At 61.2% G+C, this 19,808-nt stretch carries 13 protein-coding genes; 4 read left to right on the top strand and 9 right to left on the bottom strand.

What is annotated here, in order from left to right; translation table 11 throughout:
- Nucleotides 1–14: 14 nt before the first annotated feature.
- The 5 genes from I6L41_RS10605 to pykF all read right to left on the bottom strand — a co-directional run bounded on the left by I6L41_RS10605 (nt 15) and on the right by pykF (nt 9,091).
- On the bottom strand, nt 15–947 hold the full coding sequence (locus I6L41_RS10605) for a sensor domain-containing diguanylate cyclase (protein ID WP_216958690.1): 933 nt from the start codon (nt 945–947) through the stop codon (nt 15–17).
- A 339-nt stretch (nt 948–1,286) separates the two neighbouring features.
- Nucleotides 1,287–3,317, bottom strand: coding sequence for a M13 family metallopeptidase (locus I6L41_RS10600; RefSeq protein WP_216958686.1), 2,031 nt, complete (start codon nt 3,315–3,317; stop codon nt 1,287–1,289).
- 54 nt (nt 3,318–3,371) lie between these two features.
- Complete coding sequence (locus tag I6L41_RS10595) at nt 3,372–3,788, bottom strand: hypothetical protein (RefSeq protein WP_254203301.1); 417 nt, start codon at nt 3,786–3,788, stop codon at nt 3,372–3,374.
- A 410-nt stretch (nt 3,789–4,198) separates the two neighbouring features.
- The gene (gene mscK / locus I6L41_RS10590) at nt 4,199–7,528 is read right to left on the bottom strand and encodes a mechanosensitive channel MscK (RefSeq protein ID WP_005359039.1); all 3,330 of its coding nucleotides are present in this window, start codon (nt 7,526–7,528) and stop codon (nt 4,199–4,201) included.
- A gap of 150 nt (nt 7,529–7,678) precedes the next feature.
- Entirely contained in the window at nt 7,679–9,091 is a 1,413-nt protein-coding gene (pykF, locus tag I6L41_RS10585; RefSeq protein ID WP_031227651.1) for a pyruvate kinase PykF, read from the bottom strand.
- Between the two features lie 319 nt (nt 9,092–9,410).
- Here pykF and I6L41_RS10580 point away from each other — a divergent pair, with 319 nt between their 5' ends.
- The gene (locus I6L41_RS10580) at nt 9,411–9,653 is read left to right on the top strand and encodes a hypothetical protein (protein ID WP_216958684.1); all 243 of its coding nucleotides are present in this window, start codon (nt 9,411–9,413) and stop codon (nt 9,651–9,653) included.
- A 166-nt stretch (nt 9,654–9,819) separates the two neighbouring features.
- Complete coding sequence (locus I6L41_RS10575; RefSeq protein ID WP_216958682.1) at nt 9,820–10,584, top strand: class III extradiol ring-cleavage dioxygenase; 765 nt, start codon at nt 9,820–9,822, stop codon at nt 10,582–10,584.
- A 92-nt stretch (nt 10,585–10,676) separates the two neighbouring features.
- On the opposite strand, the gene I6L41_RS10570 is transcribed toward I6L41_RS10575, so the two are convergent.
- From I6L41_RS10570 to I6L41_RS10560, 3 genes are all read right to left on the bottom strand, one after another.
- Complete coding sequence (locus tag I6L41_RS10570; protein ID WP_216958680.1) at nt 10,677–14,435, bottom strand: AAA family ATPase; 3,759 nt, start codon at nt 14,433–14,435, stop codon at nt 10,677–10,679.
- A complete protein-coding gene (locus tag I6L41_RS10565) occupies nt 14,432–15,658 on the bottom strand; it encodes an exonuclease SbcCD subunit D C-terminal domain-containing protein (protein ID WP_216958678.1) in 1,227 nt (408 codons plus the stop codon). Before I6L41_RS10565 ends, I6L41_RS10570 begins: the two co-directional genes overlap by 4 nt.
- A gap of 103 nt (nt 15,659–15,761) precedes the next feature.
- The gene (locus I6L41_RS10560) at nt 15,762–16,190 is read right to left on the bottom strand and encodes a GNAT family N-acetyltransferase (protein WP_005338252.1); all 429 of its coding nucleotides are present in this window, start codon (nt 16,188–16,190) and stop codon (nt 15,762–15,764) included.
- Between the two features lie 177 nt (nt 16,191–16,367).
- On the opposite strand from I6L41_RS10560, the gene rdgC reads away from it, so the two are divergent.
- Nucleotides 16,368–17,279 (top strand): recombination-associated protein RdgC, encoded by a 912-nt coding sequence (gene rdgC / locus I6L41_RS10555; protein WP_005347467.1) that lies wholly within the window; start codon nt 16,368–16,370, stop codon nt 17,277–17,279.
- 191 nt (nt 17,280–17,470) lie between these two features.
- The gene (gene ggt / locus I6L41_RS10550) at nt 17,471–19,252 is read left to right on the top strand and encodes a gamma-glutamyltransferase (protein WP_216958676.1); all 1,782 of its coding nucleotides are present in this window, start codon (nt 17,471–17,473) and stop codon (nt 19,250–19,252) included.
- 54 nt (nt 19,253–19,306) lie between these two features.
- On the opposite strand, the gene I6L41_RS10545 is transcribed toward ggt, so the two are convergent.
- Nucleotides 19,307–19,777, bottom strand: a complete 471-nt coding sequence (locus I6L41_RS10545; RefSeq protein ID WP_005347462.1) for an FKBP-type peptidyl-prolyl cis-trans isomerase — start codon at nt 19,775–19,777, stop codon at nt 19,307–19,309.
- Nucleotides 19,778–19,808: the final 31 nt, after the last annotated feature.

Genomic DNA, 19,808 nt, shown 5'->3' with positions numbered 1-19,808 from the left:
TTCTGGTTATTACTCTATTCTGTCGAAATGACAACCCGGTTACGGCCCTGATCCTTGGCCTGATAAAGGGCCCGGTCGGCCATCATCAGCAGATAGTCGATGCCCTCCTGCCCCTTCATGCTGGCACACCCCAGACTGATGGTGAGGGATAGCTGCGTCCCTTGCCATGGCAAGCGGGTGGTACTGACATGCTGGCGCAGCTGTTCGGCGCGCCGTGCCGCCTGTTCAATATCGCAACCAGGCAGGATCAGCAGGAACTCCTCTCCGCCCCAACGGGCCAGACTCTCCCCCGGCAACAGCTGGCTCGCCATGGCGTGGGCGACGGCGCAGAGCGCGGCATCACCCGCAGGGTGGCCGTAGCGGTCATTGACCTGCTTGAAATGGTCGATATCTCCCAGTACCACCGAGAGGGGCTCCCCCTGCAACCAAAGGGCCTGCAATTGTTGCTGGGCGCCCCGTCGGTTGGTCAGTTCGGTGAGCGGATCGGTGCAGGAGAGGCGGCTCACCTCTTCCACCATGCACTGCAGGTCGTGGATATCGCGAAAGGTGACGATATGGCCATCCGGGATGGCATCGGCCCCCAGCTGGGCAGTGACGATAAACCAGCGCGACTGACCGCTCTTGCAGCGGATCAGTGCAGGCATTTCGGCGACCTCCAGCCCTTGCGACAAGCTCTGTTCTACCTGGGAGTGCCAGGAGTCGATGATGGTGCGGCGATACCCTTCATCCGGGTAGGCGACCTGAAACCAGGAGGCCATGTCCGGCAGATCGTCAAGGTTGTAGCCCAGCTGCTCAATGAAGGCTTTATTCAGGAAGCGGTGGCGCCGCTGCGGGATCATGTCGGGTGAGCTGCCATCGTGACGGGCAATGGATTCTGACACCAGAATAGGCAGCGGGATCACATCGAAGGAGCGAAACAGGATCTGTTGCAGTTCTCGGTCATTCATAGGAAAAGCAGCTCCACGATGCATCTTTTATATGCTTTACCATAGGTCAGACCAGTGTGGTGGTAAACCGATTTATGGCGGTTACGCCGCCGGTTTTTCAGCCAATGGCAAAGGCGAGAAAACGACGGAGTTGTTTGCCGTGGCCGTATCGGGTGAAAGCTGGGCAGGCTGAGGAGAAGCGGCGGGGCAAAAGGGTCAAAAAAACCCACATGGTCAGGCACATGTGGGTCGGGAAAAACCAGGCAGGGTAAAACAGACACTCCCTGTGTCGGTCATCTTCAGCTCAGGTGGAGGTGGTCCATCTGCTGGAGCTTTTCGGGCCAGGGCCCCTGCTGGTGGTCACCAAATCTTCACGCGCTCGGAAGGTGGCAGATAGAGCTTGTCTCCCGGCTTGATGGCAAAGGCGCTATAGAAGGCCGGCATATTGACGACAACGCCGTTGACCCGGTACTCCAGCGGCGAGTGGGGATCTGTCTTGAGCAGAACGGCAGCGAGCTCGGGCCGGTACTTCCCTTTCCACACCTGTGCCCAGCCGATAAAGAATCGCTGCTCGCCGGTAAAGCTATCGAGCACCGCTGGTTGGTGGTTGCCCAGGGCGAGCTGGTACGCCTTGTGGGCGATGGTCAAGCCGCCGAGATCGCCGATGTTCTCGCCAAGGGTCAGTTGGCCATTGACATGCTCCCCCTTGATGGGCTCGAAACGGTCGTACTGTTTCGCCAGTTTTTGCGCTCTGGCGGTGAACTCCTTGAGATCGGTCGCCGCCCACCAGTTGTGCAAGGCACCGTTGCCATCGAATTTGGCCCCCTGATCATCGAAACCATGGCTCAGCTCGTGACCGATGACCGCGCCGATGGCGCCATAGTTGACCGCATCATCCGCCTTCAGATCGAAGTAGGGCGGTTGCAGTATGGCTGCCGGGAAGACAATCTCGTTGTTGTTCGGGTTGTAGTAGGCGTTCACCGTCTGCGGATTGTCGAACCACTCCTCCTGATCCACCGGTTGATGGAGGCGGGCAAGGTGCTCGTTGTAACGCACCGTGGCCGCGCGCTGGGCATTGCCGACCAGATCATCGGGACGGATCTCGATTGTGCTGTAATCCTGCCACTGGTCGGGATAGCCGATCTTGACCCGTACCTTCTCCAGTTTCGCCAGCGCCTGCTGTTTGGTCGGGGCAGACATCCAGTCGAGCCCACCGATCTCCTGGCGATAGGCGGTGATCAGATTGTGCACCATGGTCGCCATCTGTGCCTTGGCTTCGGCCGGGAAGTAGCGCTCCACGTAGAGTTTACCCACCGCCTGACCCAGATAGTCGTCCAGCACCTCCATGGCCTGCTTCCAGGGCTCCCGCTGCCGGGGGATGCCGCTCAGGGTCGTACCGTAGAAAGCGAAGTGCAGGGCATTGCTCTGGCTGTCGAGATAGGGCGCATAAGTGCGTAGCAGATGGAACAGGCAGTAGGATTGCCACTGCGCGATGCTGGTCTCCTGCATCACGGCGGTCAGCTTCTCCAGATAGTCCGGCTCACTGACGATGATCTCCGCTTCCCCGGCGATACCGGCCTCTGTCAGGTAGCGTTGCCAATCCAGAGTGGGTAGCAACTGACTGAGGCGGGCGATGGGCAGTTTGTTGTAGGTGAGGTTGTCATCCCGCCGCTTGACTCTATCCCACTGCAGGCTGGCGAGGTGGGTCTCCAGCGCCAGAATGCGATGAGCCTGTTCGCTCGCCCCCTCGACGCCGGCATGATTGAGCAGGGCGGTAATGAACTGCTCGTAGCTGGCCCGCAGAGCTTTGCTGGCGGCATCTTCTTTCAGGTAGTAGTCCCGATCCGGCAGACCGAGACCGGATTGCTGCAGGTAGATCCCGTAGCTGTCAGGCTGCTTCTTGTCGGCCATGATCCCGATACCAAAGGGAGCTCCGCCCCCCAGCTTGTTAACACGGGCAAAGTAGGTGGCCAGCGAGGCGCCATCATGGATGGCCATGATCTCGTCGCGCAGTGGTTGAATGGGCGTCAGCCCTTTGGCATCCCGCCCGGCCTGATCCAGATAGCTGGCGTAGAGATCGGCGATCTGCTGGCGAGGAGTTCCGGCTTGTTGCGGGCGCTTGAGCAGCGCCTCCAGCAACCCCTTGCGATCCTTCAGCGACTTGTCCGCCAGCAGATTGCCGATGGTCTCCCCCGGCATGTCATCCGGTATCCGGGTCTGTGCCAGCCAGTTGCCGTTGACGTGGCGAAACAGATCGTCCGCCGCGCGCACGCTGTTATCCATGTTGGCCAGATCCACCCCGGAGTGGCCGCTGGCGGCACCGGCGCATGGCGCGAGGCCGAGCAGGGCCAGCGCAATGAGGCTGGCGATCATGCTGCGTTGCTGTTTCATCTTGTGTGTCCTGTATGTGGTGCCAGTAGTGAATTGGCTATACCCGCTGGCCAATCAGCTGCTAACGACCGAGAGGAAGCGACCGTCGTGATTGAAGGTGCAGGTAAAGTCGACCGCATCATCGTCGGTCTCGTACTGGCCATAGACCTTGTATCTGTGGCCGCTCTCTTCTGCCGGCTCGGTGGTGATATCGTGCGGGGAGACATGGAATTTGCTGGCTGCTTCCCCCGAGCAGTAACGGGGCATCTTGCTGGTGGCCATATGCTGGTCATCGCTATCGTCATGCTGGCCATCATGCTCGTGTTTGTTATCGCTGTGCTTTTTTCCGGCGTAATAGCCAGCAGCGCCGATGGCACCCAGCGCAGCTGCACCTATCAGGACTTTCTTGGTGTCCATATTCTGGCAGCCGCTCAATGCCAGACAGGCGGCTATTCCCATTACCATCAAGGGGTGTTTCATCGGGTGTTTCATCTCTCGGATCCTTTCAATTATCAAATGAGCAAGTCGGTGTCAGCAGGGTGGTGGTCACAGTGCCCGGCGCTGGAATGGCGCCACTTTGCAATGGACAGGATGAAGAGGACACTCAAATAAAATTAAAAAAAGTTATAAAAGTCCGGGAGCCAGGGCGAGCGCGCTATGGGGGGCGCGGTGAGGGGAGAAGGGCGCAGGTTTCATCCATGCGTTAAGTAGCAGTGTGGGGTAAGTGTTTGTTTTTTTAAATTTTTATTTCTCTTTATATTTTATCAAGGGTGATGGCTTCCTGTTGTGCTGCGGCCAGCCATGCTGGCGGTGGATAGCCGTCTCTATCTTCCTAAACCGGGCATAAAAAAGCCGCTCATCTGGGTGAGCGGCTGTTGCCATCAGATCAGTGCAGTTCGCTATCAGGCTGGCTGCTTGCCATCTTCCGCGGGCGGCGGCAGAGCGGCGGAGTTGGACTCCACCTTCTGCTCTTCGCCCTGCATGTTTTTGATGTAGACATCCATCTGGTTGAAGGCGATCTCGATGCCGTTCTCGCGGAACAGCTGGTCGATCTTGCGGTTCAACTCGTCCACCGCCGGGTTGCGATCCCCCAGTTCGCTCACGAAGAAGCGCAGCTCGTGATCCAGGGTGCTGGCGCCAAAGGTGAGGAAGTAGACGATGGGAGCCGGGTCTTTCAGTACCCGGCTGTTTTCGTCGGCCGCCTGTTTGAGCAGGGTGCGGGTCAGTTCCAGATCCGAACCATACGCCACGCCCACCCGTACGATCACCCGGGTGACGGTGTCACTCAGCGACCAGTTGATGAGCCGTTCTGTCATCAGCTGCTGGTTGGGGATGATCACCTCTTTGCGGTCGAAGTCGGTCAGAGTGGTGGCGCGAATGCGGATCCGCGAGACGGTACCGGAGAAGGAGCCGATGGTGACGGTGTCACCGATCCGCACCGGACGCTCGAACAGGATGATGATGCCGGAGACGAAGTTGGAGAGGATCTCCTTCATGCCAAAACCGATACCGACTGACAGACCACCCGCTACCCACTGCAGCTTGTCCCACTGCACGCCCATCATGGAGAGAGCGGTGAGGGAGCCAAAGCCGATCAGTACGTAGTTGAGCATGGTGGTGATGGCGTAGGCGGTCCCCTGAGCCAGGTTGAGCTTGGAGAGCACCAGCACCTCCAGCAAGCCCGGCAGGTTGCGCGCCAGTGACCAGGCACCGCCGAGCAGCAGGAATCCGATCAGCACGTCACTGAGGCTGATGGGGAACAGCACGGCGTTGGCGCCGGTGCCTTCACTGCGGTGCCACAGCACCATGCTGTCGAGGTAGGAGAAGACCGCGACCAGATCGGACCAGAGCCAGTAGAAGGCGACGCCGAAGATCAGCATCAGCACGGTACGGGTCAGACGCAGGGACTGCTGGCTGACATCCTCCAGATCCATGGGCTGCTCTTCGATGGACTCGCCACCTTCTGCATCTTCCGAAGATTTGTGCTCACGCTTGGCCACCGCACGGCGGTAGGCCAGACGACGGGCCGCCAGCTCCAGACCACGCAGAGCGGTGCGGTAGACCAGGCTCCAGATGATGATGAGGTAGAAGGATTCGATCAGGCGACCGGTCAGCTTCAGCGCGGTGTAGTAGTAACCGAGCACCGCCAGCACGATCAGCGCCACCGGCGCCAGCGCCAGAGCGATGGCGATCAGTGACTTCTGCATGCTCGCCTCGCCCTTGATGCGGGCGCGGGAGATGGGGAACACCAGATAGGCGGCCAGCCCCAGCAGGGTCAGGGTCATGGCCTGACCGATCACGTCGTTGCCCAGGGTGGAGGGTTCAACCACCGCCTTGGTTGCGAGCATGATGAGCGGCAGCAGTGGCAACCAGATGTAGCGCATGCTGTTGCGCTTGGCCTGCAGCTCCGCTTTCGGGATCCGGAAGTGGGTTTCGGCGATGCCGCCCGGGCGCATCACCGCCAGATAGACGCTGAACACTAGATAACCGAGGGCGAGGTTCAGGGTGATCTGGAACATCAGCTTGGGACTGAGCAGACCGCAGTAGGTGAGCAGCAGACCGCCAGCCAGAATGAACATGCTGCCCGGCAGGCGTTGCAGCACGGTATAGAGCAGGGCGCGCGGGGTGTGCCACTGGCTGTCCTGACGGAAACGGCCAAGGTCCTTGGTGATCTTCTTCTCGCGCTCAACCAGCGCCGGACGTTTCCAGACCAGCAGGCCGCCGATCAGCAGCAGCGGGAAGGCGAGCAGGGAGATCCCCAAGAGCTCTTCGCGCCAGCGTTTCCAGTCCGGTTTCAATACCCAGTCGGATGCCTGTTTGTAGGCCTGGGCGGGCCAGCTGATAAACCACTTGCTGTCGATGGGCTTGTTGCTGCTTACCCAGAAGATGTGTTGCTGCAGGGTAAATTCGATAGAGGCATAGACCCGCGCCAGCTGCTGCTGGGTCAGCTGCAGGCTGATGGCGTTGGTGAGCTGGCTGTCGAGTTGGCGGTTGAGCTGATCGAGCAGATTGATACGGGTATCGAGCAGCTTGGCAAGGCTCTCCTTGTCCTCCTCGCTGACCGGATCCTTGCTGCCGGCGATCAGATTGTCCAGATAGAGGTTCTTCTGGAACAGCTGGTCACGCTGCTGGCTCAGTTCAAACTGGGCCAGATGCAGATCGGCAATCTGCTCTTCCAGGTTTTTGACGGCGATGGTGGGTGCCGCTTCCAGCTGCTGATAGAGCTGATAGAGGATGCGCGACAGCAGCAGATTGCCCTTGAGCATCTGCACCTGTTCATTGAGGTTGCGCTCGGTCTGGATGCCGCGCTCCAGCCAGCTCTTGGCTTGCAGGTTTTTCTGTACCAGCGAGTTGAGGCTGGTGGTGGCACCGATGAGCTGCTGGCTGAGCTGGTGGTTGAGCTCCTGCTCTTTTTGCACCAGCGGGCTGTCTTCGGTCGCCACCAGTTCACCGGTCTGCTCGGCGGTTTTTTCGGTGTCGCCGAGGCGCTTGGCGCTGCTCTGATCCTGCAACAGCTGCAGTTTCTGCTCTTCGCTGGCGAGACGGGCACTCTGGTAGTCGCGCTGCTTGATCGCCAGATCCTGCATGCTGGTACGGTTATCCAGCTCCTTTTGCAGATGGGCCAGTTGCAGGTCGAGCAGGGCCAGCTCGGCACCGAGCTTCATCTTCTCGGCGCTGGAGACGCTTTCACCTGCGTTGAGGCGGGTACGGATCTCCTGACTGCGCTGGTAGGCACGGCTCATGCTGGCCTGGGCCCGCTCCGGCAGGGTCTGCAAGCTGGTGAGCTGGCTGCCGATGGCGCCGAGGGCCTCCTGGGCCGCTTGCATGTTTGCCAGCACTTCCGGCTGACGGCTGTCGAGCTCTGCCAGACTCATGCTGGCGTATTCGCTCTTGATCTGCTCGGCACTCTTGCCCTTGGTCAGGGCATCGAGCTTGGCGCTGATCTCTCTGAGTTCAGTGGGCAGGTTGCGGATCCGCTGGGCCTGGGTCTTGGCCTTCGCCTCTTCCTTGTCGATGCTGTCGAGCAGGCCGAGGGTTTCGGTCAGCAACTTCTGATCCGCTTGCTGACTGACGGTCAGGGTCTCTGATTTACCCAGACCATCCAGCGCTCGCTGAACTGCGTTGCGAGAGGGGACATCTTGCGCCATGGCTTGCGGGACGCAGAGGCTGGCGAGGAGACAGAGCAGCGGCAACAGGGTGGCCGAGACTCTTTTAAAACGTATTGAGGGCATATAACTTCCGGGTTATTACGCGATATTCGGGAGATTTCCCGCATAGATTAAATTCGCGTGGATTCTAACACCGGGCTTGTCAGGTAAGCAGGGGGGAGGGACAAAAAAAACGGCGCCCGCAGGCGCCGTTTTCAACTCGTTCAGCTCTGATTAAAGAACGTGAACAGAAGCGGTGTTGGTGGTGCCGCTCGGTACCAGAGCACCGGAGACCATCACAACCACGTCACCTTTCAGACCCATGCCGATTTCCAGCGCGGCTTCTTTACCGATGCGATAGAAATCGTCGGTAGAGGCGATGCTGTCAACCACGTGAGCAACCACACCCTTGGTCAGAACCAGCTGGGCAGCAGTTTTCTTGTTGGTGGTGATAGCCAGGATCCAGGCTTTCGGGAAGTACTTGCGAATGGCCTTGGCAGACTTGCCGCCTTCGGTAGCAACCACGATCAGCGGGGCGTCCAGCTTCTCGGAGGTCTCTACGGCGCCTTTACATACGGCTTCGGTGATGCGCAGCTTGTTGCTGTCGTTGGCAGCAGACAGGTTGGACGGCATCACGGCATCGGTACGCTCGCAGATGGTGGCCATGATGGTCACGGCTTCCAGCGGGTACTTACCCTTGGCGGATTCACCGGACAGCATCACTGCGTCGGTACCGTCCAGGATGGCGTTGGCCACGTCACCAGCTTCGGCGCGGGTCGGACGCGGGTTCTTGATCATGGAGTCCAGCATCTGGGTGGCAGTGATAACCACTTTGCGGGCTTTGTTGCACTTGGCGATGATCATCTTCTGGGCGAAGATAACTTCTTCAACCGGGATCTCTACACCCATGTCGCCACGAGCAACCATGATGCCGTCGGAAACAGCCAGGATCTCGTCGAAGTTGTCCAGACCTTCCTGGTTTTCGATCTTGGAGATGATCTGGATGTTCTCGCCACCGTGGGCTTTCAGGTGCTCACGGATTTCCAGAACGTCTTCTTTCTTACGGATGAAGGACGCAGCAACGAAATCAACGCCTTGCTCGCAACCGAAGATCAGGTCGCGCTTGTCTTTCTCGGCCAGGGCCGGCAGCTTGATGGAGACGCCCGGCAGGTTAACGCCTTTGTTCTCGCCCAGGTCACCGTTGTTCAGCACTTTACAGATAACTTCGCGCTCGGTGATTTCGATAACGTCCAGACCGATCAGGCCATCATCAACCAGGATGCGGTTGCCGACGCGCAGATCGTTGGCGAAACCTGCATAGGTCACGGCCACTTTGTCTTTGTTGCCAACCACGGTCTGGTCGGTGGTGAAGGTGAAAGTCTGGCCAGCGACCAGCGCGACGTCGTTGCCGCCTTCCAGCTTCATGGTACGGATTTCCGGACCCTTGGTGTCCAGCAGGATAGCTGCGTGCTTGCCGGTCTCGGCCATTACAGCGCGCAGGTTGCTGATGCGGCTGCCGTGCTCGGCGTAGTCACCGTGGGAGAAGTTCAGGCGCATGACGTTCATGCCGGCGTCCAGCATTTTGGCCAGCATTTCTTTGGATTCGGTCTTCGGACCGATGGTGCAGACAATTTTGGTCTTTTTCATGTCAATCTTCATGGTTAAGGAATTTCCGCCGAGCAATATACACCAGTTTTTGGAATCTTTTTATGATCCAGAAACAACGTTTTGACCAGATAACGTTTTCTTTTCAGGGATAACGTTTTCCTGTGAGTCACATTTTAGAGCATACGGCCACAGGTTCGGGCTGAAGGGATACAAATGTTGCCATCTGTGGTTGTTTGGCCGGGTTGAGGTTCAGATGTTGTAAAATGACCACCCGTCCGCTGTCACCGTCTTGTCACCGTCTTGTCACCGGCTTGCGCAAAAATGTTAGCTCATTGGCGCACGGGTGAAGGAGGCCGGGATGAAAAACAGCCATGAAACCGGATGGGCTCTGCTCTTGCTGGGTGCCGCCCTGCTGCTGGTTCAGACGCTGCCAGCCCGCTACTGGCCTGGCAATGCGCGACTGCTGGCGTTCTTCTCCCATCCGGTGAAAGGGGAGGCGGCCGCCGAGGGATTGGCGTGGCGAGAGTGGCAGGATCACAGTGCAGCGACCCGGATGGCGCTTCGCGTAGCACGACCGCTGCCGGAAGCGCCGCAGCCTTGATATCGATTGCTGCTTACCGGTCGTGAAGGCGTGAAATTATCAACCATTAGTTGATAGTTCTTATCTATTTTGCTGGATTGTTCACCTTTAATGGCGGGGGGATAATCGATTCCAACAGCGATATCTCTCCGGTATCGCCCCCTGATACTTTGTTGGAGTCTGCTTTATGTCCCTCGCCCCCGTCTGGTTTATCTCTCACGGCGCACCGGATCTGGTGCTGCGTGAGCAATCCGCCACCCGCTTTCTGCGAACCCTGCGTCTGGGTGAGCTCAAGGGGCTGGTGGTCATCTCCGCCCACTGGTTCAGCCGCGAGTTGCAGATCAACGTCGAGCCCAAACCGGCCTTGATGTACGACTTTTACGGCTTCCCCGAGCCACTCTACCGGATGCGCTGGCCTGCCAGCAGCCCCGAGTGGCTGCAACAAGGGGTGAGCGACCAGCTGGCGCTGGCCGGACTGACCGCCACCCCGGTGCGGCGCGAGCTGGATCACGGGGTCTGGTCGCCCCTCTCCCTGATAGACCCTGAGAGCGAGATCCCGCTGGTGCAGATCTCCATCCCCGCAAGCTTCACCCCGGCCCAATTGTGGCAACTGGGGGAGGTGCTGGGGGCGCTGCGCAGTCAGGGGATTGGCATCCTCGCCTCCGGCGCCATCACCCACAACCTGCGGGCGCTGGCACAGGAAGGCTCGCCAGTACCGGAGTGGGCTAGCCAGTTTGTCGGTTGGCTGGAGCAGAAGATGGCCGACGAGGATCGTCTGGCGCTGCTCGACTATCGCCAGCAGGCCCCCGGAGCGGTGGAGTCTCATCCCCACGATGACCACCTGCGCCCGCTCTTTGTGGCGCTGGGGGCGGCCGATGGTGTGGCGCCCACCCGGCTGCACGAGAGCTGGGATGGCGGCAGCCTCTATATGGGCGCCTACCGCTTCGGCTGATAACCTCTCAACAAGACCCCGCCAATTGGCGGGGTCTTGTTGTTTACGGCGTGGGGGGGAGCCGATGGTATTGGTGATGGAACTGATGCTACTCAGGGGACCACCACCCGGCTCTCGCCGCCGCCGAGGGCTTCGACCCTGATCTGCACGCCGATCCGCTCCACCAGCGTCTGGACGTGGGAGATGACCCCGATCTGGCGACCGGCGGCCTGCAGGGAGTCTAGGCTGGCGAGCGCCAGATCCAGACTGTCCGGATCCAGGGTGCCAAACCCTTCGTCGATAAAGAGCGACTCGACCAGGGTCTGCCGTGACGAGAGGCTGGAGAGGGCCAGCGCCAGCGCCAGCGACACCAGAAAACTCTCGCCGCCGGAGAGAGAGTCCACCGAGCGCACCTCATCCCCCATGTCGAGATCCACCACCTGCAGTGCCAGATCGGTGCCGGGTACTCGCTCCAGCCGGTAGCGCGGTGATAGTTCGGCGAGCTGGGCGTTGGCCTCCAGCAGCAGACGCTCGAGGGTAAGGCTCTGGGCGAAGGTGCGGAACTTGGCGCCGTTGGCTTGCCCGATCAGATCGCACAGCTGCTGCCAGTGGTCGGCCACTGCCTGCTGGGCGGCCAGCTCCTGTTGCAGGCTACCGGCCTTGAGAGCGGCGGCTTCGGCCTGTGCCAGCTTGCTCTTGCACTCGAACAGCTGCTCTTCAAGGGCGCGACAACGGGCATCGAGTGCCGCCAGTTGATCGCTCAGCTTTGCATCCGGCAGGGCAGCCAGCTCGGGGTGATGCTCGCGATAGCGATCCCGCTTGCTCTCCTCCAGTGCCAGTGCCCGTTGCCGCTCGGCAAGGCGGGTGCGCGCCTCGCCAACCGCATCCTCCAGCCCTTGCAGGGCAGTGCGGCGAGCCTTGAGTTCATCGGGGCTGATGGCGAGCAGACGGCGCAGGTCGTATTCGGCGATGCCGAGGGTACTGGCGTGGGCAGCCCAGCGCCCCAGCACCTCCCGCTTGCGGCGGCTGCTGGTCTGCTTTTCCTGCTCCACATGGGTGAGACGGGTCTTGAGTTCGGTCTGCCGCTCCCGCAGAACGCGGGCGCTGCTTTGCATCAGCTCCAGTTCGCTGGCGAGCTGTTGCAGCCGCTGTTGCCAGCGGCTCTCGACCAGCGGGATCTCCTCGCCATTCAGACAGGCGGCGCGGCTGGTGAGCAGCCCCTGCCGCTGCTGCTCGTGCTCCTTGTAGTCCCGCTCGAGTTTGTGCAGCAGCTCGCGCTGGGTCTGCAGGCGCGCCTCCTGCGCACTCAGGGCGGGGGTGAGGCTGGCGATCTCGCTGGCCAGCCGCTCCCACTCGCTCTGGCCGTGCAGCCAGGCTTCGCAGGCTCGCTGCCACTCGTGCCACTGCTGGCTGCCGAGCCATTGGCGCCACGGTTGGCCGCCCATCTGTTCGTCGAGGCGGTGGGCGCCCTGTTCGAGGCGCTGGCGCAGGGTCGCTTCCTGCTCGCCCATCCCCTTCACTTCCCCTTCCAGCGCGATGCGCTGGCGATCGGCCTCTTGCCACTGCTGGTCAAACTGCTGGTGCTGGGCAGCCAGTTGGCTCAGTTGCTGACGCACCCCTTGCAGCTGTTGTTGACCAAGCTGGGCCTGACGCAGCTGCTGCTGGCTCTGGGCCAGCCCCTGCTCCAGCGCCTGGCCACGGCCAAGCAATGTGCTCATCAGCTCGTTCCACTCAATGGGGCTCTGGCGCAGCGGCAGCGGATGACCCAGCAGGGTATCGCCCCCCAGCTGTTGCCAGCGCTGGGTCAGCTGCTCGGCGCGGGCTTCCAGCTCCGGCAGATGTTGCTGACGCACCGCCAGCTGGCGGGCCAGCTCCTGACGCTCGCTCTCGCACTGGATGTATTGATGATTGAGCCGATCCCATTCGAGTTCGAGGCTTCTGACCCGCTCCGCCAGCTGACCCAGGATCCCCGCCACCTGGGGCTGGCTCTGGCTGTAGGGGTGCTCCCCTGAACCGCACAGCGGGCAAGGTTCGCCATCGCTCAGGATATGGCGATACTGCTCGAAGCTGGCGATGGCGCGGGACTGCTCCAACGCGTGGCGCGCCTCATCCCGCTGCAGGGCGAGCCGCTCGCGGGCGGGGGCCAGCTCTTCGCCAAGGGTGGCGAGCTTGCCCAGCGCTTGCTCCAGCTGGGCAATCTCCTGCTGCAAGCGGCCATGTTGTTCGCCGTGGTTGCGGCCATAATCGGCCAGCTCCAGCAGCTGGCGCAGCTGGCCCAGCTGTTCGGTTTGCTGCTGCCACTGCTCCTGCGCCTTGGCGAGGCGGCTCTCCCACTGCTGCTCCTGCAGCTCGTTCTGTTGCTGTTGCAGCCGAGCTTGTTCATGTTGCCAGTAGTCGCGCTCTTGCTGGCCTTGCTCCAGCTGGCGCTGCAACTGTTGCAGGGCGCGCAGCTTGTGATCCCGCAGGGTGAGCAGTTGCTGCAGCTTGTCGGCATCCTCGGCCCAATCCTGCATGGCGGTGAGCAGGGGCTGCCACTGGCGAGCAACCGGTGCCAGCTCCTTGTGCTCTTCGAGCCAGAGTCCCCACTGCTGATGCTGCTGCTTGAGCAGTTCTACCTGTCGGCTCTGCTCGCGCCAGCCCTGCTCCAGCGTGAGTTGCACTTCTCGCTCCTGCGCCCCCTCCTGCTGGATCTTCTGCAACTGCTGCACTTTCTCCCGGATGCGGGTATCGAGCTCTTGTGCCCGCTTGAGTTCGGGTTGCAGGGCGCCCCATTCCCGCTCGGCGGCGATCTTCTCCGCCAGCAGCTGCTGCTCGGTCAGCGCGCTCTGTTGGGTCTGCTCCTCGAGTTTGGCAAGCTCCGGCCCAAGCTCTGCGATCACCTTCTCCTGCTGCTGCACTTCCAGAGTGAGGCGGGCCAGCTCGTCGTGATCGGCGCGGGCTACTTGGGCCTGTTCGGCACGGGCAAACTCCTCGCGCTCGGGGGCCGCGGCGCCGTGGGCCTGCAGGGCGGCATCGAGCGCCGCCTGTCCCTCGGCGCAGCCCTGCAGCTGGGCGGCAATGCGGCTGTTGAGGTCGCGCAAGTCCTGCATCAGCAGCTGCTGTTGCTGCTCGTGCTTGAGGGTGGTGGAGAGGCTCACCTGCTGGCTTACCCACTGTTCGCGGGTCGCTTCATCCATCAGCGCCACGTCGCCGAGGCGCTGGGCGATAGTGGCCAGCTTCTGCTGCTCTTCCCGCGCCCGTTCATAGGTCTGGATGGAGATGGCAGAGTAGAGTTCGGTACCGGTCATCCGTTCGAGCAGGGCGGAGCGCTCGTTGGCATCCGATTTGAGGAAGGCGGCAAATTCCCCCTGCGGCAGGATCACCGCGCGGCGGAACTGCTCCCAAGAGAGACCCACCAACTCGTCGATGCGATCTTGCAGCTCCCGCTTGCTGCCGGAGAAAACTTGCCCGGACTCCACATCGGTCAGGGTGCGCTCTTGCGCCTGAAAACGCCCCTCCGAGCGGTTTCGCGCCCGGCGCACCGCCCAGCGGGCCAGCCAGATGCGGCCATCGCAGCCACGAAACTGCACCTCGGCAAAGCCGCTGGCGTGGCCGCGGCTGAGGATATTTTTAACGTCATTCGCTGTTAATTTTTCTTTTTCGTCTTCATCGGCACGACCAATTTTTTCGACATTCTGACGCATTCCCATCAGACGCGGCATCCTGTCGTAGAGGGCCAGACAAATGGCGTCGAGCAATGTGCTCTTGCCCGCGCCAGTGTTGCCGGTGATGGCAAACAGACCCGCAGCGCCGAGCGCCCCCCTGGTAAAGTCGATGGTGAAGGGGCCAGTCAGACTGGCCAGATTCTCACCTGACAGAGACAAGATTTTCATTGGTTTGACTCCTTCACCTGCTCCAGGATCTCTTCAAACGAGGCAACCAGCCCAGCCTCGGGTTCCCCCTCGAACTGGCGCTGATAGCAGAGGCGAAACACCTCGGTGGGGGAGAGTTCATCGAGCCTGCGCCGCTCGCGGCCATCGGCCAGCCCTTCACCGGAGCCTTGATATTGGGTGCTGATGCGGGCCAGACGCACCGGTTTGTCTGCGATGGCGGCGAGAATCCGCTCGCGGATGCGCGCCTCGGGCTTGGGCAGCAGCAGCCGCACTTCGAGGAAGGGTTGTGCCTCTTGTGGACAAGCAGGCAGGTCGAGCAATGCGATGGCGTTCAGCGTGTCGTCGAGGGTGCTCTGGGGCAGGCGGATCATCTCCACCGCGCGGGGCACCGGGATCCGCTCCAATCCGGTCAGTTTGCCTTCTGCAAAGGTCACTTCCAGCACCTGATGGTTGTAGTTGGCTTCGGCAAGCGAGAGCGGTAGTGGCGAACCGCTGTAGTGCACCCCCTCGGCCGGGCTCTGGGCCAGATGGAGGTGGCCGAGCGCCGTGTAGTCTGCACCGGCAAAGAGTTCGGCGGGCAGGGCATGCTGGTTGCCGCCAAGTACCCGCCGCTCCGACAGCTCCGAGAGCTGGCCCGCCGCCAGATAGGCGTGGCCCATGGCGATGAGCGGCAGCGCCTCCCCGCAGCGAGCGCGCCCTTCGGCCAGCACCTCGGCGTAGACCTGTCGAACCCCTTCGATCAGCCTGTCTTGTCCTTCTTCCAACGACTCTACCCGCAGATCGCTGCTGCGCAGGAACGGCACTGCGGCGCACCAGGCGGCGATCTTGCCCTCCCGGTCTTGCAGCGGTACCAGCAGACGGTCGGTCTCGAGCTTGCCCTCACTGTCGCGGCTGATGCTGCCCACCAGATGCAGATCAAAGGCGCGCAGCAGCTCGTGGGGGGCATCGAGCTTGGAGGGGGAGTCGTGGTTGCCGCCGATCAGCACCATGTTGAGGTGGGGCATCTCGGCGCGCAGCCGCGCCAGAAAACGGTAGAGTTGTTGCCAGGCGCTGGCGGGGGGATTGGCGGTATCAAACAGATCACCCGCTACCAGCAGAGCGTCAATCTCGCGCGCCTTGAGGGTGTCGCTCAGCCAGTCGAGAAAGGCATCGTGTTCAAAACGGCGGTCATGACCATGAAGTTGGTGGCCAAGGTGCCAGTCGGCGGTATGGAGGATTTTCATTGGAAAGCAGCCCGGTTGCAGGGACGGTGCCTGTGGCACCCGATGGTGACAAGATGAGGATGCCCCGTGCTTTTTTCAAGTAAAACAGGGGGCTGGCATCGATTCAGGCAGGTTCGCAGCACATCCGGTATTGGGGGTGGCCGGTAAGGGGATCGGACTCCTCGGCCTCGATAACGAAGCCGTGGCGACGATAGAAACGCACCGCCTGATCATTCTCGACAAAGACCCGGGCGTGGAGCGACGCCCCCTGACGCTTGGCCTCCTGCAGCAGGGCGTGGCCGACGCCGCGGCCCTGACGGTCGGGGCGTACGAACAGGGCGGCGAGATAGTTGTCCACCAGTGCCATGAAACCGAGCAGATCGCCGCGCTCCTCGAACACCCAGATGGCGGCGCGATCGAGATAGCGGGTACGCAGATCCTCCTGGGCCTGCCACCAGCAGGAGGCATCGACGAAATCGTGGGCCTGCAGGGAGGCCAGCAACCAGATTTCGACGATCTCTTCCATGTCTTCCGGGCGACTGGGCCGCAACATACCTTCATCCTTATTAACAATTTACTTTCGCAGTCTAGGAGAACTTGATGAACAAACAGGTGACATAAATGAGACCCTGTGAGGTCGATCGCCCTTTATTTAGCGAGAATGATTGGCTGATCACAAAGCGCCTCTCTAGTACAATGCCCGCCGGACAATCTAGAGACCGAGGACGCCATGTGGTTTAAAAACCTGCAGATTTATCGCTTTACCCGCCCCTTTGACCTGACCGTGGATCAGCTGGAAACCCAGCTGGAAGCCTGTGCCTTCACCCCTTGCGGCAGTCAGGACATCTCCCGTTTCGGGTGGGTCAAGCCCCTTGGCAAATTCGGCTCAACCCTGACCCACTCTGCCTCCGGCCACATCCTCATCTGCGCCCGCAAAGAGGAGAAGATGCTGCCCGGTACCGTGGTCAAGGAGATGCTGGCCGAGAAGGTAGAGGCGATCGAGTTCGAACAGGGACGCGCCCTCAAGAAGAAAGAGAAGGAAGCCTTGAAAGAGGAGATCCTCCACACCCTGCTGCCCCGTGCCTTCAGTCGTACCAGCCAGACCTTCGCCTGGATCAATCCGGCCGACAATTTGATGGTGGTGGACGCAGGTTCTGCCAAGAAGGCGGACGATCTGCTGGCGCTGCTGCGCAAATCCATCGGCTCCCTGCCGGTGGTGCCGGTGGCTCTCAAGAACCCGCCCGAGATCACCATGACCGAGTGGTTGAACGAGGGCAATCTGCCTGCCTCCTTCACTCTGGAAGATGAAGCTGAGCTGCGCAGTGCCATGGAGCACGGCGGCATCATCCGCTGCAAGCAGCAGGATCTGATGACGGATGAAATCAAGAACCACCTGGCCAACGACAAGCTGGTGACCAAGCTGGCCCTCAACTGGGGCGAGACAGTCAGCTTCGTGCTGGGGGATGATCTCTCCATCAAGCGTCTGAAATTCAGCGAAGAGCTGCGCGAGCAGAACGACGACGTCACCAGCGAAGATCCGGCCGCCCGTCTGGATGCCGACTTCGCGCTGGTCACCGCCGAGCTGTCCCAGTTTATCCCGGCGCTGTTTGCCGCCCTGGGTGGCGAAGAGCAGTCCATCTAACCGGACATGCGCCTGTTTGGCCTCTGCCATCCCATCGTAAAAGCCGCCTTCGGGCGGTTTTTTTATACCTATTGCGGATAGCCATTATTGATAGATGAGTAAGATATTGATCTTGTTCAATAACTTGAGCTGTCAGCGCCAATCGTGACATAGTCCCTCTTCATGGTCATAAAACAGACAAGGAGAGTGTCATGTTGCGCAAACCTCTGGGGCTGGCTGTCGCCCTTGCCCTGCTGGCCGGTTGTGCCAGTGACAGCGGCTTTCACTACACCCCGCCAGCCCAGACCCTGATCGCGCCGGAGGCGGCCAGTGGCTGGACCGACAAGCAGGGCTGGCAGGGCCATGACTTCATGGTGGCGGCCGCCAACCCGCTGGCGGTGGATGCGGGCTACCAGATCATCAAGGCCGGTGGCAGTGCCGTCGATGCCGCCATTGCGGTGCAGCTGGTGTTGACGCTGGTGGAGCCGCAATCCTCCGGTATCGGTGGCGGAACGCTGCTGCTGGTGTGGGATGGCCGCAAGGTGAGTGCGGTGGATGGCCGCGAGACGGCGCCGGCCGCTGCCACCGACCAGCTGTTTATGCAAGATGGCAAGCCGCTGGCGTTTTATGACGGGGTGGTGGGGGGCCGCTCGGTCGGCGTTCCCGGCACCCTGCGCGCTCTGGCACTGGCCCATCAGCGTTATGGCAAGTTGCCCTGGGCTGCGCTGTTCGAGCCTGCCATCACGCTGGCAGAACAAGGATTTATGATTAGTCCACGGCTGGCCACATTGCTGGCCAAGGATCCCTATCTGGCACGGGATCCGCAGGCGCGTGCCTACTTCTATCAGGCGGATGGCAGCCCCAAAATGGCAGGCACCCGGCTGACCAACCCGGCGCTGGCCAAGGTGCTGCGCACTCTGGCCACAGAGGGGGCGGATGCCTTCTATCGGGGGCCGTTGGCGGATGCCATGGTGGCCAAGGTACGCCAACATCCCACCAACCCCGGGGTACTGGCGGCCACCGATCTGGCCAGCTATCAGGCCAAAGTGCGGGATGGCCTCTGCTTTGACTATCGCCAGAGCAAGATCTGCGGTTTCCCCACTCCCTCATCCGGCACCCTGGCGCTCGGCCAGATCTTCGGCATGCTGGAGAGCCGCGATATGGCGGCCCTCAAGCCGATCACCACGAAAGAAGGGGGGCTGGCAGCCTCCAGCGAGGCTATCCACCTCTACAGCGAAGCGGCGCGACTGGCCTTCGCCGATCGCAACCAGTACGTCGCCGACAGCGATTTTGTCAGCGTGCCGGTGCAGGGGCTGCTGGACAAGGGCTATCTGGCCGAGCGCGGCAAGCTTGTCGGTCAGCTTTCCATGGGGATTGCCAAGCCCGGTACGCCGCCACTGGCGCTGGCACGCGGCAAGGATGCGACCCCGGAACTCCCCTCTACCAGCCATGTCTCGATTGTCGACAAGGCGGGGATGGCTATCTCCATGACCAGCTCCATTGAGGATGGTTTCGGATCGCGTCAGATGGTCAACGGCTACCTGCTCAACAACCAGCTCACCGATTTCTCTTTCACCTCGGTGGATGCCGCCGGTCTGCCGGTGGCAAATCGGGTGGAGCCGGGCAAGCGGCCCCGCTCCTCCATGTCACCCTTGCTGGTGTTTGACAAGCCAAGCGGCGAGCTGACCATGACGCTGGGCTCGCCGGGGGGCTCCGCCATCATCAACTACGTGGGCAAGACCCTGCTCGGTACCCAGGATTGGGGCCTGAACCTGCAACAGGCCATCAACCTGCCCAACTTTGGCAGCCGCAACGGCCCCACCGAGCTGGAAGCGGGACGCACCCCCATGTCGGTGGTCGAGGGATTGAAGGCGAGGGGACATGAGGTGGTACTGAACGAGCAAACCTCCGGCCTGCAAGGGGTTGAGCGCAACGCTGGCGGCTGGTTTGGCGCAGCGGATCCGCGCCGGGAAGGGATCGCCAAGGGGGAGTGAGGTTTCCATAGCAACAAGGCCAGCATAATGCTGGCCTTGTTGCTGATGGTGCGCTTACTGGATGCCCAACAGTTCCACGTCGAAGATCAGGACTGATCCCGGCGGGATTTTGCCAGCGGCACGGTCGCCGTAGGCGAGGTTGGCAGGGATGTAGAAACGGGTCTTCTCACCTTCCACCATCAGCTGCACCCCTTCGGTCCAGCCAGCGATCACCTGATTGAGGCCAAACTCGATGGGCTCGCCACGGGCGACCGAGCTGTCAAAGACGGTGCCGTCCAGCAGCTTGCCCTCGTAGTGCACCTTCACCTTGCTGGTGGCGGTGGGGTGAACGGTGCCGGTGCCCGGGGTCAGCACTTCGTACTGCAGGCCGGAGGCGGTGGTGGTCACCAGCGGCTTCTCCTTGTTGCTGGCGAGGAACTCGGCGCCAATCCGCACGTTGTCAGCCGCCAGCTTCTTGTTGTTGCTGCTGGAGTAGAAGTAGTAGGCCACACCGGCGATGAGCAGCGCGATCAGTATGAATTTCATCGGTTTTTCCTGTTCCATGAAATGTAAAAAG

It is taken from the genome of Aeromonas sp. FDAARGOS 1411 (assembly GCF_019047125.1).
Taxonomy (GTDB): domain Bacteria; phylum Pseudomonadota; class Gammaproteobacteria; order Enterobacterales; family Aeromonadaceae; genus Aeromonas; species Aeromonas veronii.
This window is presented reverse-complemented; position numbering and strand designations above follow the sequence as displayed.